The organism is Arsenophonus endosymbiont of Bemisia tabaci Q2 (assembly GCF_902713415.1).
Taxonomy (GTDB): Bacteria; Pseudomonadota; Gammaproteobacteria; order Enterobacterales; family Enterobacteriaceae; genus Arsenophonus.
Genome location: NZ_CACTIE010000070.1, coordinates 1 through 23851, shown reverse-complemented (window position 1 = coordinate 23851; position 23851 = coordinate 1). Strand labels below are relative to the sequence as shown.

At 37.5% G+C, this 23851-nt stretch carries 20 protein-coding genes and 12 pseudogenes; 24 read left to right on the top strand and 8 right to left on the bottom strand.

Annotation, left to right across the window (positions count from 1 at the left end):
* From ARSQ2_RS04045 to der, 20 genes and pseudogenes are all read left to right on the top strand, one after another.
* Positions 1-173 (top strand): annotated as a pseudogene (locus ARSQ2_RS04045) (Fe-S cluster assembly transcriptional regulator IscR); the annotation flags it as partial.
* A gap of 81 nt (positions 174-254) precedes the next feature.
* Positions 255-1471: pseudogene (locus ARSQ2_RS04040) on the top strand (IscS subfamily cysteine desulfurase).
* A gap of 24 nt (positions 1472-1495) precedes the next feature.
* Entirely contained in the window at positions 1496-1882 is a 387-nt protein-coding gene (iscU, locus tag ARSQ2_RS04035; protein ID WP_181994441.1) for a Fe-S cluster assembly scaffold IscU, read from the top strand.
* A 192-nt stretch (positions 1883-2074) separates the two neighbouring features.
* A pseudogene (locus ARSQ2_RS04030) lies at positions 2075-2377 on the top strand (iron-sulfur cluster assembly accessory protein); the annotation flags it as partial.
* A 153-nt stretch (positions 2378-2530) separates the two neighbouring features.
* A pseudogene (locus ARSQ2_RS13610) lies at positions 2531-2722 on the top strand (IS630 transposase-related protein); the annotation flags it as partial.
* Positions 2723-2793: 71 nt separating this feature from the next.
* Positions 2794-3123 (top strand): annotated as a pseudogene (locus tag ARSQ2_RS04020) (transposase); the annotation flags it as partial.
* A gap of 153 nt (positions 3124-3276) precedes the next feature.
* A pseudogene (gene hscA, locus ARSQ2_RS04015) lies at positions 3277-4797 on the top strand (Fe-S protein assembly chaperone HscA); the annotation flags it as partial.
* Between the two features lie 10 nt (positions 4798-4807).
* Positions 4808-5142: pseudogene (fdx, locus tag ARSQ2_RS04010) on the top strand (ISC system 2Fe-2S type ferredoxin).
* 28 nt (positions 5143-5170) lie between these two features.
* Positions 5171-5371: a Fe-S cluster assembly protein IscX gene (gene iscX, locus ARSQ2_RS04005; protein WP_181994439.1), complete on the top strand. Its 201-nt coding sequence runs from the start codon at positions 5171-5173 to the stop codon at positions 5369-5371.
* 167 nt (positions 5372-5538) lie between these two features.
* Positions 5539-6834 carry an aminopeptidase PepB gene (pepB, locus tag ARSQ2_RS04000; protein ID WP_181994438.1) on the top strand — a complete coding sequence of 432 codons (1296 nt, stop codon included), beginning with the start codon at positions 5539-5541 and terminating at the stop codon, positions 6832-6834.
* Positions 6835-6932: 98 nt separating this feature from the next.
* Positions 6933-7370, top strand: coding sequence for an enhanced serine sensitivity protein SseB C-terminal domain-containing protein (locus tag ARSQ2_RS03995; RefSeq protein WP_181994437.1), 438 nt, complete (start codon positions 6933-6935; stop codon positions 7368-7370).
* 338 nt (positions 7371-7708) lie between these two features.
* On the top strand, positions 7709-8134 hold the full coding sequence (ndk, locus tag ARSQ2_RS03990) for a nucleoside-diphosphate kinase (protein WP_181994436.1): 426 nt from the start codon (positions 7709-7711) through the stop codon (positions 8132-8134).
* Between the two features lie 187 nt (positions 8135-8321).
* Positions 8322-9523 (top strand): annotated as a pseudogene (gene rlmN / locus ARSQ2_RS03985) (dual-specificity RNA methyltransferase RlmN).
* 151 nt (positions 9524-9674) lie between these two features.
* Positions 9675-10004, top strand: coding sequence for a fimbrial assembly protein (locus ARSQ2_RS03980; RefSeq protein WP_181994434.1), 330 nt, complete (start codon positions 9675-9677; stop codon positions 10002-10004).
* Positions 10005-10109: 105 nt separating this feature from the next.
* Positions 10110-11105 (top strand): cytoskeleton protein RodZ, encoded by a 996-nt coding sequence (gene rodZ, locus ARSQ2_RS03975; RefSeq protein ID WP_181994433.1) that lies wholly within the window; start codon positions 10110-10112, stop codon positions 11103-11105.
* Positions 11106-11250: 145 nt separating this feature from the next.
* Positions 11251-12360: a flavodoxin-dependent (E)-4-hydroxy-3-methylbut-2-enyl-diphosphate synthase gene (gene ispG, locus ARSQ2_RS03970; protein ID WP_181994445.1), complete on the top strand. Its 1110-nt coding sequence runs from the start codon at positions 11251-11253 to the stop codon at positions 12358-12360.
* Between the two features lie 124 nt (positions 12361-12484).
* Positions 12485-13762, top strand: a complete 1278-nt coding sequence (hisS, locus tag ARSQ2_RS03965; RefSeq protein ID WP_181994432.1) for a histidine--tRNA ligase — start codon at positions 12485-12487, stop codon at positions 13760-13762.
* A gap of 10 nt (positions 13763-13772) precedes the next feature.
* Positions 13773-14393 carry a YfgM family protein gene (locus tag ARSQ2_RS03960; RefSeq protein WP_181994431.1) on the top strand — a complete coding sequence of 207 codons (621 nt, stop codon included), beginning with the start codon at positions 13773-13775 and terminating at the stop codon, positions 14391-14393.
* Between the two features lie 13 nt (positions 14394-14406).
* Positions 14407-15585 carry an outer membrane protein assembly factor BamB gene (bamB, locus tag ARSQ2_RS03955; RefSeq protein WP_181994430.1) on the top strand — a complete coding sequence of 393 codons (1179 nt, stop codon included), beginning with the start codon at positions 14407-14409 and terminating at the stop codon, positions 15583-15585.
* A 127-nt stretch (positions 15586-15712) separates the two neighbouring features.
* Positions 15713-17197 carry a ribosome biogenesis GTPase Der gene (gene der, locus ARSQ2_RS03950; RefSeq protein ID WP_181994429.1) on the top strand — a complete coding sequence of 495 codons (1485 nt, stop codon included), beginning with the start codon at positions 15713-15715 and terminating at the stop codon, positions 17195-17197.
* Between the two features lie 41 nt (positions 17198-17238).
* Here the strand turns inward: der and ARSQ2_RS03945 are convergent.
* The 4 genes and pseudogenes from ARSQ2_RS03945 to ARSQ2_RS14690 all read right to left on the bottom strand — a co-directional run.
* Positions 17239-17716: pseudogene (locus tag ARSQ2_RS03945) on the bottom strand (coproporphyrinogen III oxidase); the annotation flags it as partial.
* 91 nt (positions 17717-17807) lie between these two features.
* The gene (locus ARSQ2_RS12475; protein ID WP_238334305.1) at positions 17808-17948 is read right to left on the bottom strand and encodes a transposase; all 141 of its coding nucleotides are present in this window, start codon (positions 17946-17948) and stop codon (positions 17808-17810) included.
* Between the two features lie 21 nt (positions 17949-17969).
* A complete protein-coding gene (locus ARSQ2_RS12470; RefSeq protein WP_238334306.1) occupies positions 17970-18113 on the bottom strand; it encodes a transposase in 144 nt (47 codons plus the stop codon).
* 16 nt (positions 18114-18129) lie between these two features.
* Positions 18130-18273: pseudogene (locus ARSQ2_RS14690) on the bottom strand (transposase); the annotation flags it as partial.
* Positions 18274-18656: 383 nt separating this feature from the next.
* Between ARSQ2_RS14690 and ARSQ2_RS14685 the strand changes: the two are divergent.
* From ARSQ2_RS14685 to cysM, 4 genes and pseudogenes are all read left to right on the top strand, one after another.
* Positions 18657-18872 (top strand): DUF1131 family protein, encoded by a 216-nt coding sequence (locus ARSQ2_RS14685; RefSeq protein ID WP_420837735.1) that lies wholly within the window; start codon positions 18657-18659, stop codon positions 18870-18872.
* On the top strand, positions 18854-19129 hold the full coding sequence (locus tag ARSQ2_RS13605) for a DUF1131 family protein (protein WP_181994444.1): 276 nt from the start codon (positions 18854-18856) through the stop codon (positions 19127-19129). The genes ARSQ2_RS14685 and ARSQ2_RS13605 overlap by 19 nt, the downstream gene beginning before the upstream one ends.
* Positions 19130-19131: 2 nt before the next feature.
* Positions 19132-19269 (top strand): DUF1131 family protein, encoded by a 138-nt coding sequence (locus ARSQ2_RS13600; RefSeq protein WP_181994443.1) that lies wholly within the window; start codon positions 19132-19134, stop codon positions 19267-19269.
* 175 nt (positions 19270-19444) lie between these two features.
* Positions 19445-20328: pseudogene (cysM, locus tag ARSQ2_RS03920) on the top strand (cysteine synthase CysM).
* A gap of 114 nt (positions 20329-20442) precedes the next feature.
* Here the strand turns inward: cysM and crr are convergent.
* The 4 genes and pseudogenes from crr to ARSQ2_RS14680 form a co-directional block, all read right to left on the bottom strand.
* Positions 20443-20952, bottom strand: coding sequence for a PTS glucose transporter subunit IIA (crr, locus tag ARSQ2_RS03915; protein ID WP_181994427.1), 510 nt, complete (start codon positions 20950-20952; stop codon positions 20443-20445).
* A gap of 54 nt (positions 20953-21006) precedes the next feature.
* Positions 21007-22734: a phosphoenolpyruvate-protein phosphotransferase PtsI gene (ptsI, locus tag ARSQ2_RS03910; RefSeq protein ID WP_181994426.1), complete on the bottom strand. Its 1728-nt coding sequence runs from the start codon at positions 22732-22734 to the stop codon at positions 21007-21009.
* Between the two features lie 140 nt (positions 22735-22874).
* Positions 22875-23132 carry a phosphocarrier protein Hpr gene (ptsH, locus tag ARSQ2_RS03905; protein ID WP_181994442.1) on the bottom strand — a complete coding sequence of 86 codons (258 nt, stop codon included), beginning with the start codon at positions 23130-23132 and terminating at the stop codon, positions 22875-22877.
* Positions 23133-23684: 552 nt separating this feature from the next.
* Positions 23685-23771 (bottom strand): annotated as a pseudogene (locus tag ARSQ2_RS14680) (pyridoxal-phosphate dependent enzyme); the annotation flags it as partial.
* Positions 23772-23851 lie beyond the last annotated feature (80 nt).

Here is a 23851-nt window from a genome sequence, read left to right as displayed (position 1 = left end):
ATGCACTATGGCGTGATTTAAGTGACCGTATTATGGGTTTTCTTAGTAATATTAGCTTAGAAGAATTGGTCAATAATCAAGAAGTACAAGAAGTTGCTGATCGTCAAGATAACGATAAACGCCATGTGAGAGCCACTCATCAATCTGAACCCATTATTAATATACGAGCATAAATTGCACGGTTCGACAAAATAGAATAATTGCAAAGTGATAAAATTTTGAGATGTTTTTCGTCTTATGGAGCTAGTGAGTTAATGAAACTACCAATTTATTTAGACTACTCGGCGACTACACCGGTTGATTCTCGTGTTGCTGAAAAAATGATTCAGTGTATCACAATGGATGGCAATTTTGGTAATCCATCATCGCGCTCTCATGGTTTTCGCTGGCGGGCTGAAGAAGCTGTTGATATTGCGCGAAATCAGATTGCTGAATTAGTGAATGCGGATCCGCGTGAGCTTGTTTTTACTTCAGGAGCGACTGAATCAAATAACCTGGCAGTGAAAGGGGTTGCCAATTTCTATCAGAAAAAAGGTAAACATATAATTACCAGTAAAACCGAGCATAAAGCGGTTTTGGATACTTGCCGTCAACTTGAGCGTGAAGGTTTTGAAGAGTAACTTACCTTTCACCACAAAATAGTGGTCTTATTGATTTACATGAACTTGAAGCGGCTATGCGTGATGATACAATTTTGGTTTCTATCATGCATGTCAATAATGAGATTGGAATCATTCAAGATATTGCCTCTATTGGCGAACTTTGTCGCAATCGAGGAATTTTTTTTCATGTTGATGCTACCCAAGCGGTCGGTAAATTACCGATTGATTTGAGTAAACTAAAAGTTGATTTAATGTCTTTTTCAGCACATAAACTGTATGGACCAATGGGAATAGGTGCACTTTATGTGCGTCGTAAACCCCGTATTCGACTTGAACCCCAACAACATGGCGGTGGTCATGAACGAGGCATGCGCTCAGGAACATTACCTGTCCACCAAATTGTAGGAATGGGCGAAGCTTATCGGATTGCTAAAGTAGAAATGGCGGTAGAATCTGATAGATTAAATGCCTTACGCCAACGTTTATGGAACGGCATTAAGAATATTGAAGAAGTTTATCTTAATGGCTCCCTGATAAATGGCGCACCTCATATTCTGAATGTCAGTTTTAACTATGTAGAAGGTGAATCATTGATGATGGCACTCAAAAATTTGGCTGTCTCATCAGGTTCCTCGTGTACATCGGCAAGCCTCGAACCTTCATATGTACTAAGGGCATTGGGAATGAATGATGAGTTAGCTCATAGCTCAATTCGTTTCTCCTTTGGTCGATTCACCACAGAAGAAGAAATCGATTATGCCATCCAGCTAATCCATAATGCGATAGGTCGGCTGCGTGATCTTTCTCCGCTATGGGAGATGTTTAAGCAGGGTGTCGACCTTAATAGCATTGAATGGGCTCATCATTAATAGACGGATTAAGGAGTTTACAATATGGCATATAGTGAGAAAGTAATTGATCATTATGAAAATCCACGTAACGTAGGTTCGTTTGATAATGATGATCCAATGGTGGGCAGTGGGATAGTAAAGGCGCCTGCATGCGGTGATGTCATGAAGCTTCAGATCAAAGTTAATGACGCAGGCATCATCGAAGATGCGCGTTTTAAAACTTATGGTTGTGGTTCGGCCATTGCCTCTAGTTCATTGGTAACGGAATGGATGAAAGGTAAGTCATTGGATGAAGCGGAGACTATCAAAAATACGGCTATTGCAGAGGAATTAGAGCTGCCTCCGGTTAAAATTCACTGTTCTATTTTGGCAGAAGATGCGATTAAAGCCGCTATTGCAGACTATAAAAATAAACGGCAAAGCAAATAATTAATATAAAAATCCCTTTTAGGCATGACGCTATTTTATTTTTGTTTATAGTATCCGCCTGCACTGGTTTTGATTGAGAGGTGTTGTATAGCTGGGCTACTTTAAAATGATTACAAGTAATTACTCTATATCAGTAAATTTATATTGGAGAAAAACATATATTTTGTAATCAAAATTAAGACGCTTAGCTATATGTCAATGTTTCTAACAGAAAATGCTGCAGAGCGTATTCTGACTTTCTTACATAACCTAGGAAAAGGTAAAGGATTACGTTTAAGCGTTAGGATTTCTGGCTGCTCAGGCATGGCTTATGTGCTTGAATTTGTTGATATCATCAATGAAGAGGATACAGTATTTGAAGACAAAGGCGTAAAAGTTATCGTTGATGGTAAAAGCATTTTTTATCTCAATGGGACAGAATTGGATTTTGTTAAAGAAGGTTTTAAGTTTAACAATGCTAACAGCAAAAATGAGTGTGGCTGCGGTGAAAGCTTTATAGCTAAGCGACTTAATTTTGATGACATTATTTGTATGAGCTATACAATTGATTTTAGACGTAAAGTGATATTTACGATGGAAGAAGAAGGTTTGAGTATCCGAGAAACAGCGAAGCAATTTCGGATTGGCTCTGCATCTGTATAGCGTTGGATTAATCAAATACAGCCAAAAGCATCGACTACGCGTCAGCGAAAAATCGATAAATCCGAGTTGATAAAAGATGTTGAACAATATCCAGATGCTTACCAAAAAGAGCGTGCAGAGCGTTTTGGCGTTTGTCAGAAGGCCATTTGGCAAGCTTTTAAAAAATGGGATTGCCCTATACAAAAAACTCTACGTCATCCGAAAGCCGACGAAAACACTCGACAAACGTTTCAACAAAAAAAACAACAGTATGAAAAGAAGGCAAGCATATTGTTTTTATTGATGAAAGTCGTTTTTCACACGATACCCCGCGGACTCACGGCTATTCCCGCAAAGGTCAACGGTGTGTTGGTCTCAAGAACTGGAGAGCTAAAGGAAGAACAAATGTTATCGGCGCTTTATTGGGCACAACGCTGTTTGCTATCGGATTATTTGATATCAATATTAACACCGATGTTTTCTATTTATGGGTCACTCAAGTCCTTATCCCAGTACTTCCTAAAAACAGTGTAATCATGATGGATAATACAACTGTTTACAAGAAACAGAGTATTCAACAAGTCATCATCGATGCGGGGCATATGGTGGAATATTTGCCTACCTATTCGCCAGATCTTAATCCAATTGAACATAAATGGGCACAAGCTAAATGCAAAAAAAGAGCGCTCAGATGCGACACAGATATTTTGTTCGCACTCAATATGATATAATCAAGATTAAGTCGCTTAGCTATACCAATTGACAGCAAGTAAAATGGCTTACCGCTGATCCAGACAGCCATAGGGCAAGTTGATCCTATTCAAGTTTCTTCTGAGATATTAAAGTCGTTGGTGCAGCAGGCAGAAGAAACATTGAATGGTAGCTTAGAAGGTGTAGTGATCACTGTGCCTGCTTATTTTGATGATGCGCAACGTCAAGGAACTAAAGATGCGGCGCGGTTGGCCGGATTACAGGTATTACGTTTATTGAATGAACCCACTGCGGCTGCTATTTTCTATGGTTTAGATTCACAACAAGAGGGTATCATTGCTGTTTATGATTTGGGTGGTGGTACTTTTGATATTTCCATTCTTAGGTTACAGCGTGGCGTATTTGAAGTCTTGGCAACAGGCGGAGACACGGCATTAGGAGGTGATGATTTTGATCATCTTCTGGTAGATTGGATATATCAACAAGCGGGTATTACTGATCGCCAAAATTATCGCCTACAGCGACAAATTTTAAATATAGCCAGCCAGGCTAAAATAGCATTAATGAATTGTAGCCATACTGAGATTGAAATCAATGGTTGGCGAGGGGTTTTGTCAAGGGAGCAGCTAAACACATTAATTTGGCCATTGATCAAGCGCACTTTATTAACCTGTCGTCGCACATTGAAAGATGCAACGCTTAATATCGATGATGTTTTGCAGGTCGTCATGGTGGGTGGTTCGACGCGTGTACCGTTGGTGGGTTTCTATGGTTGAAGAATTTTTGGCCTTACACCATTAACTTCAATTGATCCAGATAAAGTTGTTGCTATTGGGGCGGCTATTCAGCCAGATATTTTAGTTGGTAATAAACCTGATAGTGAAATATTGCTACTGGATGTTACTCCTTTTTCGCTTGGCTTAGAAACCATGGGGGGCCTGGTTGAAAAAGTGATCCCACGCAATACGACACTGCCTATCGCTAAGGCACAGGAATTTACTACCTTCAAAGATGGGCAAAAAGCCATGACATTTCATATTGTCGAAGGAGAACGTGAAATGGTTAATGATTGTCGTTCTTTAGCGCGTTTTACCCTACTTGGAATACCGCCACTAGCTGCCGGCGGAGCGCATATTCGGTTCGTTTTTCAAATAGATGCAGATGGATTATTGAGTGTCAGCGCAGTAGAAAAGTCAACCGGTGTTCGTTCTTCGATTCAAGTTAAACCTTCATATGGTTTAACCGATGAAGAAATTGCCAATATGATGACTGATTGAATCACTAATGCTCAAGATGATATGGTAGAGCGTCGTCTTGCTGAGCAGAAAGTTGAAGCTGCTCGGGTAATAGAAAGTTTAATGGCCGCATTAAAACAAGATACGCATTTATTAAATAAAGAAGAAAAAGTAGCAATTGATAATACTGTAAATAAATTAGTTAACTGCACACAGGAAAGCTCCTCCCCTGTTGCGATTGAAAATACAATTAAACAACTGGATAAGCAAACACAGGATTTTGCTGCCAGACGTATCAATATCTCTATTCGTCAGGCATTATCAGGTCATTCTGTGGACGAGATATAATGATATAATAATGCCGAAAATAATTTTTTACCGCATAAAGAGTTATGCCCTGAAGGGGCGGTTTTGGAAGTCGAGAAAGGTGAATCAATTCTTAATGCTGCTTTACGTAGTGGTATTGATATTGAACATGCTTGTGAAAAATCTTGTTTTTTTACCACATGCCACTGTATTGTTCGTGAAGGTTTTGATTCACTGGAAGAAAGTTCTGAGCTAGAGGATGACATGCTAGATAAAGCATGGGGGTTAGAGCCTCAAAGCCGCTTAAGTTGTCAGGCTATTGTGACTAACGAAGATCTGGTAATAGAAATTCCTAGATATACGATCAATCATGCCAGAGAGCATTGATCCTTTTATTTAATTGCAGGAGGGAATGGTGAGTTTAAAGTGGACTCATAACCGTGCAATTGCAGAGGCACTCTATAATAAATATCCTAATATTGATGCGCAAACGGTTCGTTTTACCAATATGCATCAATGGATTTTCCAATTAGACGATTTTAATGACAATCTACAAGCTTCAAATGAAAAGATCCTAGAAGCCATTTTATTAATATGGCTTGATGAATATCAATAATGACTGATTAAAGCAATCAATTACATATAAAGCTGGGAATTGCCAGCTTTTTTATTGCTATCACTCATCGTGCAATGTATTAACTCATGATAACATCTATGATTAATATCTTATATTTATCAATTATTCCATAAACACAATATGAGAAACTAAGGTGGGAAGAGGGAATGGAAAAGCAGATCATGCAAGTCTCGCTATCTTATCAAGCAGCGGCGCCTTGTTGGGGAAAGAATGCATTAATCAGTTCTAGTGAACAAGGGATAGTCATTCATCTGAAGCCACAAGCAAAACTGTGTGCTATCCAGAGTGCTGGTCGTAGATTGGACAGTCAAGGCATTCATCATGTGCTGTTAGCAGGTAATGACTGGGACTTGGAAAAAAGTTGGGCATTTTGGCAAGGTTTCAAAGCACCTAAGGGAGCGCGTTCGATTGCATGGCCAAATTTATCTGAAAATGAAAAAAAAGAGCTACAGTATCGCATCCGAATTATTGATTGGGTACGCGATATTATTAACGCACCGGCTGAAGAATTATCGCCTGAACAGCTGGCTCAGCGTAGCGCTGATTTATTATGTGAAACAGTAAAAGATAATATTAACTACCGTATCATTGAGGGTGAAGAGTTAGCAAAACAGAAATATAGTGGAATTTATACTGTAGGCCGTGGCTCAAGCCGTCCACCCGGATTACTAGTGCTGGATTATAATCCGACTGGCAATTTAAAAGCACCGGCATTTGCTTGTTTAGTAGGAAAGGGAATTACGTTTGATTCTGGTGGTTATAGCATAAAGCCATCTTCATCAATGAATTCAATGAAAGCTGATATGGGTGGGGCAGCTATGCTAACTGGAGGGTTAGCCTTAGCAATAAGCCGAGGTTTAAAACAGCGAGTAAAACTTTTCCTCTGCATTGCAGATAATATGGTTAGTGGTAATGCCTTTAAATTAGGTGATATTATTCGCTACCGTAACGGCAAATCTGTTGAAATTATGAATACCGATGCGGAAGGAAGACTGGTTTTAGCAGATGGATTGATCGATGCTTGCAAAGAAAAACCAGCATTAATTATTGATGCTGCTACGTTAACTGGCGCTGCCAAAATCGCGGTAGGTAACGATTATCAATCGGTATTGAGTTTTGATGACAAATTGGTGGCTGAATTGATGTCAGCAGCAGAAATGGAGAATGAACTCTTTTGGCGATTACCTTTAGCTGAATTTCATCGCCGCCAATTACCTTCTGGATTTGCTGAACTCAATAATATTGCATCACCTTCGCATACTGCGGGCGCGAGCACCGCTGCTGCTTTCTTATCTCATTTTGTTGAAAATTATCATAAAGGGTGGTTACATATTGATTGTTCGGCGGCTTATTGTAAATCTGCTGTGAATTTATGGGCGGAAGGTGCGACTGGCATTGGCGTCAGGACGATTGCTAGTCTATTGCTAAAAAAAGGAAAATAGCGGTTATTTGGTATGATTATTTACCTAGAAATATTATTTCCAGGGGCCACGGGTAAATAATTAGTTAGCAAAAGAGTATTAGTTAGGAAAAAAGCTAAATGGCAGCTGATAAAATTAATCAAGCCGCACTGATGACTACCATTATTACAGTGCCAGGCGGTAGTGTGATTAAATTGCGCATACCTGAAACTATGCCGCAACAATTAATCAATGTGCTATGTCAATTTTTCCAACAACATAAAATCATACGCCGTGCTTTTTTACTGCAAGCGGAGGATGATACTGTAGTAGAAGCGTCGGTTATGCTTATTGCTTTAGAAATTAATATTGGCTATAAAAAAGAAAGGAAACTATTAATTCTGCAGTTAGGAAGCATGGCGCTTGATTATCTGGAAGCTAATCAGTCAGTTGATTTTTATTTTTTGAAACCGAATAGTACAGGTATCGATCATTTTATTGTGGGCCATACGCAGCCATTTTATCAACGTAAAATAGGGGGCTGGTTGCGCAGCACCATTGCTGTTAAAAATTGTTAAATTATCTCACCCATTATTCCCTTATTTATACCCCGCTTTTTTTATATATTTAAATTTGTTTATGCCTAAATCCTAAAGCAAATTAAGTCGCTTATCTATATTGTTTGTGATCATGTCTGGTGTTTTAAGTTTTATAAAAATGTGATTTAAGCTAAAGAAATAAAAAATTGTATAAAAAATTAACAAAATTTATCGTTAAGTGGGCAATTCAATTGCCAATATTTATAATAACTAGCTATTTTGCCTTAATAAAATGATGATAAATCTTTTTCTTGGCGGGCAGAATGGATGCAAGGCAAAAATATCCTTATGAAAAATAACAGCTAAGAGGATTTCTAATGACAATACAACGCACGTTTTCCATTATTAAGCCAAATGCAGTTAAGAAAAATGCTATTGGTGCAATTTATAGCCGGTTTGAGCAAGCTGGATTTGAAATTATTGCTGCTAAAATGGTGCATTTAAGCGAAGAACAGGCAGCTGGATTTTATGCTGAGCATAAAGGTAAGCCTTTTTTTGCTGGATTAGTCGAGTTTATGACCTCAGGCCCCATAATGTTGCAAATTTTAGCTAGTGACGATGCTATACAGCGCTATCGTGATTTGATGGGCGAAACGGATCCCGCTAAGGCATTGTCTAGGACATTACGTGCTGATTATGCTGATAGTTTTACCGAAAATGCAGTCCATGGTTCTGATTCTGTCGCGTCAGCAGAACGAGAAATTACTTTTTTCTTTACTGAAGACGAAATTTGTCCGCGTTAACAAATAGAAATAGTATATTTTTAGCAAAATATTAATAAAGTTTGTAAAATAGCATGCCTTGTTAAGTGATTTATTGACAAGGCTATGGCATATAAAGCTATTAAAATAAGATTTAATGCTAATAAATATAGTTAATTATTAAAAATCTACAGTTTTCGCCGAAAAGTGTAATAACGAGGCAATAAAAATGTTTCAATCTAAAACAACAGCGCAGTGTGTGCCCTCTTTTTCTCCTGTTACCAAATCAACAAAAATTAATTTGTTGGATATGGATCGTAAACAAATGCGGCAATTTTTTAGTGACATGGGTGAAAAATCATTTCGAGCCGATCAGGTAATGAAATGGATTTATCACCACTGTTATGATGATTTTGATTTGATGACTGATATCAATAAGGTGTTGCGGACTAAATTAAAAGCAGTTGCAGAAATTCGGGCGCCTGAAATTGCGCAAGAGCAGCGCTCTGCTGATGGCACTATCAAATGGGCAATCACGGTAGGTGAGCAACAAGTCGAAACAGTCTATATTCCTGAAGATGATCGAGCGACACTTTGTGTATCTTCTCAAGTTGGCTGTGCCCTTGAATGTAAGTTTTGTTCAACCGCTCAACAAGGTTTCAATCGTAACTTACGCGTTGCAGAAATCATAGGCCAGGTGTGGCGCGCTGCTAAAGTCATCGGCTCTTTAAAATCTAGTGGCCGGCGGCCAATTACCAATGTGGTGATGATGGGAATGGGAGAGCCCCTATTAAATCTAAACAATGTTATTCCAGCAATGGAAATTATGATGGATAATTTTGGCTTTGGATTGTCAAAACGACGGGTGACTTTATCGACGTCTGGTGTTGTACCTGCGCTTGATAAATTGGGTGATATGATCAATGTTGCTTTGGCAATTTCCTTGCATGCTCCGACTGATGAAATTCGTGACCAGATTGTACCTATTAATAAAAAATACAATATTGAAACCTTCCTGGCTAGTGTTCGGCGTTATCTCACTAAATCTAATGCAAATCAGGGACGTGTTACCGTTGAGTATGTGATGCTAAATGGTGTGAATGATAGTATTGAACATGCTCATCAGCTCGCTGAATGTCTTAAGCATACCCCTAGCAAAATTAATTTAATTCCTTGGAACCCATTTCCTGGTGCGCCATACAGCGGCAGTTCTAATAGTCGTATTGATCGTTTTGCAAAAGTATTGATGAAATATGGTTATACTACTATTGTGCGTAAAACACGTGGTGATGATATTGATGCAGCCTGTGGTCAATTAGCGGGTGATGTTATTGATCGCACAAAACGAACATTGAAAAACAGCTTGTTGGTGAACGAATTATAGTAAAAGCAGTCTCAACATTAATTATATTAATTATATTAATTATGTAAATAAAGGGAATTAGATATCATAATTCCTTTTATTACCAGCTATATAAAAAAACGAGAGTGATATGATAAGAATATCTATCATTAATATTCTATTGTTAGTGGTTTATTAATAGGATGTACTAGTATTAATAAAGACGTTGATATTGCGATTGTGACACGGACACAGCTAGCCATTGCTTATTTAGCAGCAGGAAATTATCCAGCAGCATCTTATCATTTTAAGAAGATAAAGCTGGCAGAGCCAAAAAATGGGATAGCAAATTTAGGCATGGCGGTCATTATGCGTCAGCAAAAGCAACCAGATTTAGCATTAAAATATTTTAAAGTGGCAATTCGTTCATCAGCAATCAATAATACAAGTATTCGATATTATTATTTAGACTTCTTATGCTCTAAAAACATATCTGAGGAGATAATTAAATTGAGGAAAGAGAAAGAACGTAGTGGGCTGAATTGTCAAAATATTTCAAAAGTAAAATAAGAAATATTATCGGTATGAAGGTTTTTTATTAACTTATAGATAAAGTTTTTTAAAAGCCTTCATGATGATGATGTTAAAACTCAAAAAAGACCAATATTTCCGCAAATGAATAGCAAACCTAAAACAGAAAAAACAGAAATGACCGTTGGCCAACGTTTATTACAGGAACGGGAAACGCTTGGTCTTTCCCGAGAAATCGTTGCCGATCGACTTTGCTTAAAAGTGTGCACAGTACGTGAGATAGAAGAAGACAGCAATTCCCATAATGTTGATCCTACTTTCTTGCGTGGTTACATTCGTTCTTATGCAAAATTAGTGAAAATTCCAGAAAAAGAAATTCTTGAATTATTGGATAAACATACACCAGCAAAAGCAGCTATAGTTTCTCCTATGCAGAGTTATTCTCTAGGAAAAACCCGTAAAAAACGCGAAGGCTGGTTAATGAAATTTACCTGGCTAATTATAATTATTTGTATTGCTATGGTAGGTATTTGGTGGTGGCAGGGTTATAAAGTACAAAAACAAGAAATTGCCACGATGGCTGAACAGAATCGCTCGAATACTGCTCAAATGCCGGCAGATCCAGCTTCTTCTACTCTTGCTGAAGTAGCAGGGATTGAAGAAAATAATTTAAATACATCATCGATAGCTAATAATGTCGTATCACCGGCGCCTAAAACGCCATTAACTTCTGAAACACAAAAAAATAGTGATATAAATGCTAATATCGTCGAGTCAGTAAATCCAGCAGAAGTAAAAACAGTACCATTACCAGGTAGTATGAATAATAGTAATCCAGAACGAGATAGAACAGCAGAGGCTTCTGCCGATACTGATCCTGCTAATATAGAATCTAGTGATGGAGTTTTGATGAACTTTAAAGGGGAGTGCTGGTTAGAAGTTCGAGATGCTAAAGGTAAGATTTTATTTAGTGGTATTAAAAATGCAGGCCAGAAACTTGAATTAAATGGTGAACTTCCTTATCAATTTAATATTGGTAGACCCGCCAATGTTAATCTGTTATTCAAAGGTAATTCCGTTGATCTAAATCGCTTTATTAAAGCTAATCGTCCAGCCAAGTTTAAATTGCCTGGATTGTAAATGAATATTGTAATAAATGAATATTGTAATACAACATCTATAAATAATGATAAATTGTGAACAAATAAGAAGCCATCGTCAATTCGATGGCTTCAATTATAGAAATAGCGCAACTTATTAAACATGGATGTTGAAGGAGAGTAATATGCATAATCAATCACCGATAAAAAGGCGTAAATCAACGCGCATTTATGTAGGAAATGTTCCCGTTGGTGATGGTGCTCCCATCACAGTACAATCTATGACAAATACGCGGACAACGGATGTTGAAGCGACAGTTAAACAGATTAAATCTTTAGAACGAGTGGGCGTTGATATTGTCCGTGTTTCTGTGCCTACAATGGATGCAGCAGAAGCGTTTAAACTTATTAAGCAACAAGTTGATGTTCCTGTGATTGCTGATATCCATTTTGATTATCGTATTGCACTAAAAGTAGCTGAATATGGTGTGGATTGTTTACGTATCAATCCAGGCAATATTGGTAATAAAGAACGTATTCGTCAGGCTGTTGAGTGTGCACGTGATAAAAATATTCCTATTCGGATCGGCGTTAATGGTGGTTCATTAGAAAAAGACATTCAAAAAAAATATGGGGAACCCACGCCAGCAGCGTTAGTTGAATCGGCTATGCGCCATGTGGATATATTAGATAGATTGAATTTTGATCAGTTTAAAATTAGCGTTAAAGCTTCAGATGTTTTTTTGGCTGTAGGCGCATACCGTTTACTAGCTGATAAAATTAATCAACCTTTACATTTAGGTATTACCGAAGCGGGTGGAGCGCGAGCAGGTTCGGTGAAATCTGCTATCGGATTGGGAATGTTATTGTCTGAGGGGATTGGTGATACATTACGGATTTCATTAGCTGCTGATCCGGTTGAAGAAGTTAAAGTTGGTTTTGATATTTTGAAATCTCTGCGTATTCGCTCGCGCGGTATTAATTTTATTGCTTGTCCAACCTGCTCACGTCAAGAGTTTGATGTCATTGGTACCGTTAATGCATTAGAAGAACGGTTAGAAGATATTATTACTCCGATGGAAGTTTCAATTATTGGTTGTGTTGTTAATGGTCCTGGTGAAGCCGAGGTTTCTACCCTTGGCGTCACAGGGGCAAGAGCAAAGAGCGGATTTTATGAAGACGGCGTTCGTCAAAAAGAACGTTTAGACAATGTTGATATGATCGATCAGTTGGAAGCTAAAATTCGGGCAAAGGCCGTTATGTTGGATGAAAATCGGCGGATTGATATTGAATAATCAGATAAATAATTTAATCATATTGGCTCATAAAGTAATGAGCCGATTTTGTTTATGGATTGCACCCTGTTAATATTCACTTTTATAATCCATATTATGGTAGATTTTTAAATAGAGAAATAACGTGGCTAAAAAAATTCAATCTATTCGCGGTATGAATGACTGTCTTCCTGCAGATATTCAATTCTGGCAAAAAATTGAAAGCAAACTAAAACAAATCCTTGCTAGTTATGCTTTTAGTGAGATTCGAACTCCCATCGTAGAGCAAACCTCATTATTTTTTCGCGCAATAGGTGAGGTGACTGATATGGTTGAGAAAGAGATGTATACCTTTGATGACCGGGATGGTGAGAGCTTAACACTGCGTCCAGAGAATACAGCTGGTTGTCTACGCGCTGGGATCGAACATGGTTTATTGTATAATCAGCAACAACGTCTGTGGTATTTAGGTCCGATGTTTCGTTATGAGCGGCCACAGAAAGGGCGTTATCGCCAATTCCATCAGTTAGGTGCAGAAGTTTTTGGTTTAGCCGGACCCGATGTTGACGCCGAACTTATCATGATGACAGCACGTTGGTGGCGCGAGTTGGGGATCGCTAACCATGTTTCACTGGAATTAAACTCGATTGGTTCATTAGCTGCGCGCGCAAAATATCGTCAGGCATTAGTCACTTTTTTGCAACAGTATGAAGATAAATTGGATGAAGATTGCCGACGTCGACTGTTGACTAATCCGTTACGCATCCTTGATTCAAAAAATTCTGACGTGCAAAAACTGCTTAATGATGCGCCATTACTTACTGATTATCTTGACGATGACTCGAAACAACATTTTACTGGACTTTGTAAATTACTTGATGCAGCAGGCGTTCAATATCGAATTAATCAACGTTTAGTTCGTGGTTTAGATTATTATAATCGTACTGTATTTGAGTGGGTTACTGATACATTAGGTGCGCAGGGTACGGTATGCGCCGGCGGCCGCTATGATGCTCTGGTCGAGCAGCTCGGCGGGCGGGCGACCACCGCGGTAGGTTTTGCGATGGGAATGGAGCGCATGGTGTTATTGGTGCAAAAGCTTAATCCAGGTTTTGTTGCTGACTGTACCTTAGTTGATGTTTATTTGGTTGCTTGTGTTGAGGCAAGTCAACAGGCAATATTAATCCTGGCGGAAAAAATTCGCGATAAATTGCCAGCTTTGAAATTAATGACCCATCATGGTGGAGGTGACTTTAAAAAACAGTTAGCTCGCGCAGATAAACATCAGGCGAAAATTGCCCTAATTTTAGGTGAAGATGAATGTCAATCGGATGAAGTCACAATAAAAGATTTGCGTACCGGCGAACAGGAAAAATTTTCTCAGCAGAATGTTGCTGTACGTTTGGTTGAACTTTTAGGTTAAAGGAGACTCTGTGGAAGTCTATACCACTGAAAACGAGCAGGTAGATGCTATTAAACGCTTTTTTGTTAACAATGGCAAAGCCTTAGTAATTGGGTTAGCTGTCGGAGTTGGCGCGATTATTGGTTGGAATTATTGGCAATCACATCAGGCAAATCGTTTGCAAGAAAGTGCTCAAGCCTTTGAACAAATTTCATCTCAATTGCAGACAGGCTCAAAAAAAGCACTGGCTGCTGGCGAACAATTTGCTAATAAAACAAACAATATTTATGGTGTATTGACCAATATTGAACTTGCCAAAATTGCGGTGGAAAAGAGTGATATTGCTGGTGCAGAAAAAGCATTACTAAAGGCATTAGCAGTAGCAAAATTAGATGATCTTAAAGATTTGATTAATGTCAGATTGGCACGCGTACAGTTAACTTTGAACAAGACAGATCAAGCACTGATTAGTTTGACTCAAGTACAGGATAAAGGATGGAGTACGATTGTTGAAGATATTCATGGCGATATATTATTGAAAAAAGGTGATGTTGCTGGCGCTCGTGCAGCTTATTCTAAAGGAATTGAATCAAGTGGAGCTGAAATGATGAAGACAATATTAAAAATAAAAATTAATAGCTTGCCAAACTAAGAGGAATATTAACATGCAATTGGCTAGAACGCTCTTGGTTGGTTTGTTGGCAATGATTTTATTAATAGGATGCTCAACGGAAAAAGATTCTATCGTAATCTCTCCTTTACCTGAGGTTGACAATCAATTTACCCCTTCTATCATCTGGCATCGCTCGATAGGGGATGGTAGTGGAAAATATTATTCTCAACTTTCACCGGCTTACGATGATTCTGTTGTTTATGCAGCCGATCGTAAAGGAACGGTGAAAGCAATGGATGTTGATTCAAGTGAGATACTATGGTCAATTGATTTATCAGAACATGTTGGTTTTTTCACGTCTAATTTGCCGGCCTTACTTTCCAGCGGATTAAGGGTTTCAGGAGATAAGCTTTATATAGGGACAGAAACTGGCAAAGTTATCGCATTGAATAAAGCCGATGGAGAAATGGCATGGGAAACAAATGTTGCCGGAGAAGCACTTTCGCAGCCAGTAGTGAGTGACGGTTTGGTATTGATCCATACCAGTAACGGTGTGTTAAAAGCGTTAGATGCACAGACTGGACAAATTAAATGGAGTATTAATTTAGACACCTCGACATTATCAGTAAGAGGAAAGTCAGCGCCAGCTACTGCTTATGGCGTCGCGATTGTTGGTAGTGATGGTGGTCGTATTAGTGCCATAATGCTTGCTCAAGGGCAGATTGCCTGGCAACAATATATTTCTCAGATCCGTGGCGCAACGGAAATTGATCGTTTGCACGATGTTAATATGACGCCGGTTATTGATACTAATTCAGGCGCTATCTTTGCTATTGCGTATAATGGTGATTTAGTTGCAATGGATATGCGCTCTAGGCACATTATCTGGAAGCGTGATCTAAGCACGGTGAATGATATTATTGTTGCCAATAATATTATCTACTTAGTTGATCAAAATGATCGTGTGCTGGCCATTCGTAAAAATGATGGTGTCACTTTATGGACACAAGATGCTTTATTACATCGCAATTTGACCGAACCGGCTATTTATGATGGTTATTTAGTAGTTGGCGATGGTGAAGGTTATCTTCATTGGTTAGATACCCAAGATGGTCAATTTGTGGCACAAAATAAAGTTGATAGTTCCGGCTTACGCAGCCGTCCGATTATTGCCAGTGATAAATTACTTATTCAGGCAAAAGATGGAACTGTATATCTGATTGAACGTTAATTGCCTGACATTTTCTTATTTTCCAGATAGAATTAAATGCTGCTGATTTCCAGAGCCGTTTTATTTTTTAGTATTCTGAAGATTGGAATCAGAATACCGATTTTAATTTTTATGAGGCATCTTAAAAATGATAGCTGTCATTGCGCTAGTAGGGCGTCCAAATGTAGGAAAATCTACCTTATTTAACCGATTAACTCGAACTAGGGATGCGCTGGTTGCTGATTTTCCTGGTTTAACCCGTGACCGAAAATACGGCACAGCACAGTTTGCAGGACAGGAATTCATTATTATTGATACCGGTGGTATCGATGGTTCAGAAGAGGGGATAGAAACCCATGTGGCTTCTCAAGCCTTACTAGCGATTGAAGAAGCTGATATTGTTTTTTTTATCGTTGATGCTCGTTCAGGATTGATGCCGGCAGATTATGAGATTGCGAAACATTTGCGTAGTCGCAAAAAAGATAGCTACCTGGTAGCAAATAAAACTGATGGTTTGGATATCGATACAGTTTTAGGTGATTTTTATGCACTTGGGATCAAGGATATTTATCCCATTGCCGCATCTCATGGACGTGGTGTTACTCAACTGATTGAAAAAGTGGCTTCTCCCTATTCGCCGCAAAAATCAGCCAATGATATTGAATTGTCGCCAGAGGCGGCTAATGCAGCTTATTGGCTTGCTCAGGAAAAGAAAGAGGCGCTTGATAATAATAGTGAAGAAGAAGCCTTTGATCCGCGTTCACTACCGATTAAGTTAGCGATTGTTGGTCGACCAAATGTTGGTAAATCAACCTTAACTAACCGTATTTTGGGTGAAGATCGAGTAGTTGTTTATGATATGGCAGGTACAACGCGGGATAGCATTTATATTCCGATGGAACGGGATGGATGTGAATATATACTGATTGATACAGCGGGTGTGCGTAAGCGCGGAAAAATAACTGAAACGGTCGAAAAATTTTCGGTGATCAAAACGTTGCAATCAATTGAAGATGCTAATGTTGTTTTACTGGTTATTGATGCCAGAGAGGGTATTTCTGATCAAGACTTATCATTATTAGGTTTTATTTTGAATGCAGGGCGTTCTCTGGTGATTCTAGTCAATAAATGGGATGGCATGTCGCAAGAGGATCGTCAATCGGTTAAAGATATGCTGGATATGCGATTAGGTTTTATTGATTTCGCTAAAGTGCATTTTATTTCAGCGTTGCATGGTAGTGGTGTTGGTAATTTATTTGAGTCTACCCATGAAGCTTATGAATCGGGAACACGGCGAGTAAGTACAGCCTTATTAACACGTATTATGAAGATGGCAGAAGAAGAACATCAGCCACCCCTGATACGAGGTCGCAGAGTAAAAATGAAATATGCTCATGCCGGCGGTTATAGTCCACTGATTGTGGTCATCCATGGCAATCAAGTTGCTGAATTACCCCATTCTTACAAACGTTATTTAATGAACTATTTTCGTCGCACATTACAGGTTATGGGGACGCCGATTCGTATTCAATTTAAAGAAGGCGCTAATCCTTATGCTGGTAAAAAAAATAAATTGACACTAACGCAGCTACGTAAGCGTAAACGTCTAATTGCCCATCTTAAAAAACATTAATAATAAATTGCACACTTAAAAAATAAGTGTGCTGCTAATATTTATACCCACTCTTTTCGATTAAAAAATGATTATAAAGTTTTTCTTCATCTGAATTGGACTCAGGATGATAGTTATATTCCCAGCGTGCTAGTGGTGGTAAGGACATTAAAATTGATTCTGTTTTACCGCCAGTCTGCAGCCCGAACAAGGTTCCACGATCGCATACCAGATTAAATTCTGCATAACGTCCTCGGCGGTATAATTGAAATTGGCGCTCGCGCTCACTCCAAGCTGTCTGTTTTCTTTTTTCAAAAATAGGTAAATATGCCTTAAGAAAACCATTGCCAATATCCTGAGTAAAGTGAAAGCAGGTAGTAAAATTGGGTTGGTTTAAATCGTCAAAGAAAAGGCCGCCAACCTCGTGTGGCTCATTGCGATGTTTGATAAAAAATAGCGATCACACCATTTTTTATAGTTGGGATAAATTTCTTTTCCATAAGGTAAACATAGAGACTGCGCAATCTTGTGCCAGTGTATAATATAGCTAAGCGACTTAATTTTGATGACATTATTTATATGAGCTATTCAATTGATTTTAGACGTAAAGTGATATTTATAGCTAAGCGACTTAATTTTGATTACACCATATTGAGTGCGAACAAGATATCTGTGTCGCATCCGAGCGCTCTTTTTTTACATTTAGCTTGTGCCCATTTATGTTCACAATTGGATTAAGATCTGGCGAATAGGTAGGCAAATATTCCACCATATGCCCCACATCGATGATGACTTATTGAATACTCTGTTTCTTGTGAAAAGTTGCATTATCCATCATGATTACACTGTTTTTAGGAAGTACTGGGATAAGGACTTGGATGAGCCATGCATAGAAAAACATCGCTGTTAATATTGATATCAAATAATCCGATAGCAAACAGCGTTGTGCCCAATAAAGCGCCTATAACATTTGTTCTTCCTTTAGCTCCCCAGTTCTTGAGACCAACACACCGTTGACCTTTCGGGGAATGGCCGTGGGTCCGCGGGGTATCGTGTGAAAAACCACTTTCATCAATAAAAAAAAATGACGCTACCATCTGTATGTGTGAGAAAATGACTTACGAAGAGTTACAACAGCAAAATATTTTATACACTAAACCATTAATTGATGATCAAGCGTTTGAGTGATTAATGCAATTAATTTGATGATACAATATTTATTTTTTTGATATAAAATTTTATTAATTTATTTTTTGTAAAAATTTTTTATCGGTATTAGTGGGTTATTTTTAAACTTTCAGATTAATAAAAGTTAATTTCATCTTTATTTGGAAAAAACTTGTTTTACTTACTTTTTTGTAGATTATTAACTTGTATTCTATCACGCTGCTAATTTCACACATTATAAACAAATTTTAAATAAAATTATTAATATTTTTACTTTTTTATTATATTGTAAATTAATTTTAAGGGGTTTTTTATGCCAAAACTTTTTGGCAACAGCCGATTATTTTGGTTAAAAGTGTCATTTGCAACAAGTCTATTATCACTAACCGGATGTAGCAGTATTTCATGGTCAAGTTTATATCCAATGAATTGGTTTGCCAGTTCAGTTAAAATTTCCGCTACTGGAGTTCGTCAGATTAATAAAATGACCCCGATGGAAGGGAAGAGCAGATTATTGCAGCAGCGCTAAATAATCGATACCATTTTCGCTCTGGAATGCAAATTGAGCAGGGGCAATTAATGTCTCTTTTCCAAGGTATAAATAATTTTCAAGAAAAGATAGTTATTTATGGTGTTGAGAATGAGGAAGTTAAGCGAATCGAAATCGTGGATGAAGATATTAAAACAATATGGGATACAAAAATAGGAACACTATTCTCGCAAATCTATCAAAACGCAGTACAAAGTAGTTGTTACCCTGATTCAAAGCAAACCAATATGGTTTAACTATCAATTTTGTTTCTCCTCAATCTAGCCATGTTACTTATCGTTTTACTGGCAAATGGAGTGGCCCCAAAAATCTAGTGCTATCAAATGATCTTTTAGCTAATTGGAAAGTAAGTCGTATTATTTGGTCTGCACAATAATGATTTAATTTAGTAAAAAATTATATCAAGGTATAACATAAAAATTGAATTGTTTAAATCCTTTAATCAAAGTTGCATATTATAACTTTCTTGCAAGGATTATTAGCTATTTTTGTTGTTTATGTTGCTATTAGCGTTTTTTATTCTTTATTATAAAAATAATTAGGTAAATAATCTGGATTATTTGGAAAAATTTATTGGTAATAGCCACTAGTTAAGCTAAAAAGATTGACTAAAAACAGGGATGCTGAAATTTGGGTAAAACTATAGAGTAATAATCCTGCCGGTTCAGTAAAAGATAGAGCTACCCTTTTTATGATCCAGCCAGCAAAAAAACGAGGTCAAATTACACCTGGTGATACCTTAATTGAAGTAACTAGTGGTATAATAAAGGGATCCCATTGGCAATGATAGCCACCATAAATGGATATAAACTAAAATTATTAATGCCGGAAAATATGAGTGTTGAACGTCAGTCACTGATGCGAGCTTATGTTGCTGAAATAGTTTTTGTTACTGAAGCGGAAGGGATGGGAAGGGGCTCGTGATCGTGCATTAAAGATGCAATCTCGAAATGAAGGTAAAGTGCTTGATCAATTTAATAATTTTGATAATCCATTAGCCCATTTTATGACGACAAGCCCTGAAATTTGGCGTCAGACAGCAGGGCAGATCACGCATTTTTTCCCAAGTATGGGGAAAACTGGGATAATTACCGGTGTCAGCCAATATTTAAAATCTAAATCAAATAAAATAGAAATTATCGGTTTGCAACCAGCAGAAAATAGCTATATTCCACGGGTTCGGCGCTGGTCTCAAGATTATATTCCAAGTATATTCAGATCTGCACCAGTTGATAGAATATTGGATATCACTCAGATAGAAGCAGAACAAATGATGAAGAGCCTAGCAATAGATGAAGGTATCTTTTGTGGTGTTAGCTCAGGAGGCGCTGTGGCAGGGGCATTACGCGTTGCTAAACAGAACCCTGGGGCAGTTATTGTGACTATTATTTGTAACAGAGGGAATCGTTATCTTTCCACCGGATTATTTAATTGAATTAAATAATATCAAAGATAAATAGTTGTTTATAGTAAACAATCATTGTTATTAAATAGCGAAATAGAGAAGAAGTTCCCTTCATTAATTATTAATGAAGGGAAGAATGGTAGTTTATTTTTTGATCTGCATAATAACTGTTTCACCCACAACAACAGAGCCACTAAGTTTAGTTAGCTCTTTTATTTCATCCATATTAGAAATGACCACAGGTGTTAATGTCGATTTTGCTTTTTCTTCTAATAGAGGAAGATCAAGTTCAAGCACTAAATCTCCTTTTTGTACTTTTTGTCCTTCCTCTGCTATGCGCGTCAATCCTTCACCCTTTAATTCAACTGTATCAATACCGCAATGGACAAATAACTCAATACCATTATCTGATTCGATAGAAAATGCATGGTTCGTTTCAAATATTTTACCAATAGTTCCATCAACTGGAGCAACAATTTTGTTACCAGTAGGCTTGATAGCAATGCCATCACCAACAATTTTCTCCGCAAAAACAACATCTGGCACATCTTCTATATTAACAATTTCACCTGAAATTGGTGCAATAATATCAATATTACCAGTGCTATTTTTATCATCTGAAACCAGTGATTTGAGTTTGTCAAACAGATCCATGGATCTTCTCCTAATTAATTGTTTTCTTATGGGGTCAAGAGTTGGTTGATGATTTTAGCAAAGTGTTTTTTCTTTAGTATATGTTTCAACCAAATCCATCAATTCCTTCGCTGTCGGTTGATTAAGAGCTTGTTCTGCTAATGTTTTTGCATCTTTGAAATTTGCATTTCGGATAATCTTTTTAATAGTTGGGATTGAGATTGCACTCATACTAAATTCATCTAATCCCATACCAAGTAATAATAGTGTAGCACGTTCATCACCAGCAAGCTCACCACACATACCTGTCCATTTCCCTTCTTCATGAGAAGCATCAATAACTTGTTTAATAAGTTTTAACACTGAAGGAGACATTGGATTATAAAGGTGAGAAATCAGATCATTTCCGCGATCAACCGCTAAGGTATACTGTGTTAGATCATTGGTTCCGATGCTAAAAAAATCGACTTCTTTTGCTAAATGATGCGCAATAACCGCAGCTGCTGGTGTTTCAATCATAATCCCAACTTCAATCGACTGATCGAAAGCGTGCTTTTCCTGGGTTAATTGCTGTTTAAGTATAGCTAGCTCTTCTTTTAAGGTGCGAATTTCTTCCACAGAAATGACCATGGGAAACATAATACGTAGATGGCCGAAGGCAGAGGCTCTTAAAATAGCACGTAATTGAGAGTGCAGGATTTCTTTGCGATCAAGGGAAATACGAATTGCTCGCCAACCAAGAAAAGGATTTTCTTCTTTCGGTAGATTCATATAGGGAAGATCTTTATCCCCACCAATATCCATGGTACGAATAATAATAGCCTGTGGCCCCATAGCTTCTGCAACCGGTTTATAAGCTTGAAATTGTTCTTCTTCGCTAGGTAAATTATTGCGATCCATAAACAGAAATTCAGTACGGTACAGACCCACACCTTCAGCACCATTACGCTCAGCACCTTCTACATCACGTACAGTACCAATATTTGCGCAAACTTCAACTTGATGACCATCTAAAGTTATTGCGGGCAAATCTTTCAATTTTGCGAGCTCATTTTTTTCACGTAAATACTCATCTTTAATTTGTTTAAGCTTTTCAATCTCACTATCAGATGGATTTTGATAAATATGATTATTGAGAGCATCTAAAACAAGATAATCGTTTGGTTGGATGTTCTTCGTTGCATTGCTTGTGCCAACAATAGCCGGAATTTGCAGGGATCTGGCCATAATTGAAGTATGAGAAGTGCGTCCGCCTATATCAGTAATAAAACCAAGCACTTTCTTCAAGCTTAATTGTGCGGTTTCAGACGGGGTAAGATCTGCCGCAACCAAAATGACTTCTTCTGTAATTGAACCAAGATCAACAATAGGCAACCCTAAAATATTTTTTAGCAGGCGTTTACCAATATCTCTGACGTCAGCGGCACGTTCCTTGAGGTATTCGTCATTTAATTCTTCTAATGCTGTGGCTTGTTCTTCAATCACTTTTTGGGCTGCTGCATCCGCAGTTTTGTGCTCTTTTTTGATGAAAGAAAAAATTTCCTGCTCAAGTTCTTCATCTTCAAGCAGCATTATATGACCTTCAAATATTTCCGCTTTTTCTTCACCAAGATTTTTTTCTGCAGTTTTTTTTATCGTTTTTAATTGTGCTATTGCTTTTTCGCGTCCAGCAATAAAACGGTTAATTTCACTGTCAATTTGTTCCTCAGAAATTTTCTTTTGATTAACAACAATTGGCGCTTCTTTAAGAATTAATGCCTTGCCGAAGGCGATACCTGGTGATACTGAAATTCCTGAAATCATAAATGTTACCTTACTACCAATGGGCGAAAAATAGCTAGCTCATAGGACTGGCTTTGATACTTATGGTTAAATAGATATCCCCAGATAAAGATATCCAGGGATAAAAAATAGAAAATACATGTTATATTGCCCGTATGTCATTACTCCAATTCGGCCATTAGTTTAACTAGATGTTCTACTGCTTTCTGCTCATCTTCACCTTCAGCAGAAATAGTGACAACAGTTCCTTGAGTCAGGCTGAGTGTTTGTAGTTTAAATAAACTTTTAGCGCTCGCAGATTTGCCGTTATAGGAAAGTGTAATTTCAGAAGAAAAACTTTTTGCCTCTTTGACAAACTGAGCCGCTGGGCGAGTGTGAAGACCATTAGGTGCTGTGATGGTGACTTCTTGTTGGAACATATTTTTTTCCTCAACAAACTTAATATTTTTTATTAGTAAATCCAAAATATTTTAGCTGAAATAATCTGGATTTGCGTATTACTTTTCAGTGATAATAAAAGAAAAACGTTTTTTTCCATTATCAAACATAAATTTTATGTATATCGACATTATCCAGACATGTTAATTTCCCTAGTTTATGCCCTATTTGTAAATTTTCACTGCTTATTTTTTGATTAATTTCGATTGTCGAAATAATTAATGACTTAAATACTAAACTCGTTTCAAGAAATCATCTTAATACACACTAAACTTTGATCTACGACACAAAAAATGCACTTTTAAAGTGCTTTTTTAGCTAATTTTGCGCAAAAATAATCATTAGCTTGCATTAGCAGCAGAAAATAAATCTGTACTCAAATATAGCTAAGCGTCTTAATTTTGATTAAAAAATATATGTTTTTCTCCAATATAAATTTACTGATATAGAGTAATTACTTGCAATCATTTTAAAGTCGCCCAGCTATCACGTTCACCGGAAGAAGGTAAAATAACCACAATATTCTTATTTTAAAATGCCGGTTTTGCCGCTGATTTTACCGCTGCGGCAACTGCAGCGCCTGATGATATACCGGCTAAAATACCTTCTTTTTGCATAATTATAGCTAAGCGACTTAATTTTGATGACGTTATTTATATGAGCTATTCAATTGATTTTAGATGTAAAGTGATATTTACGA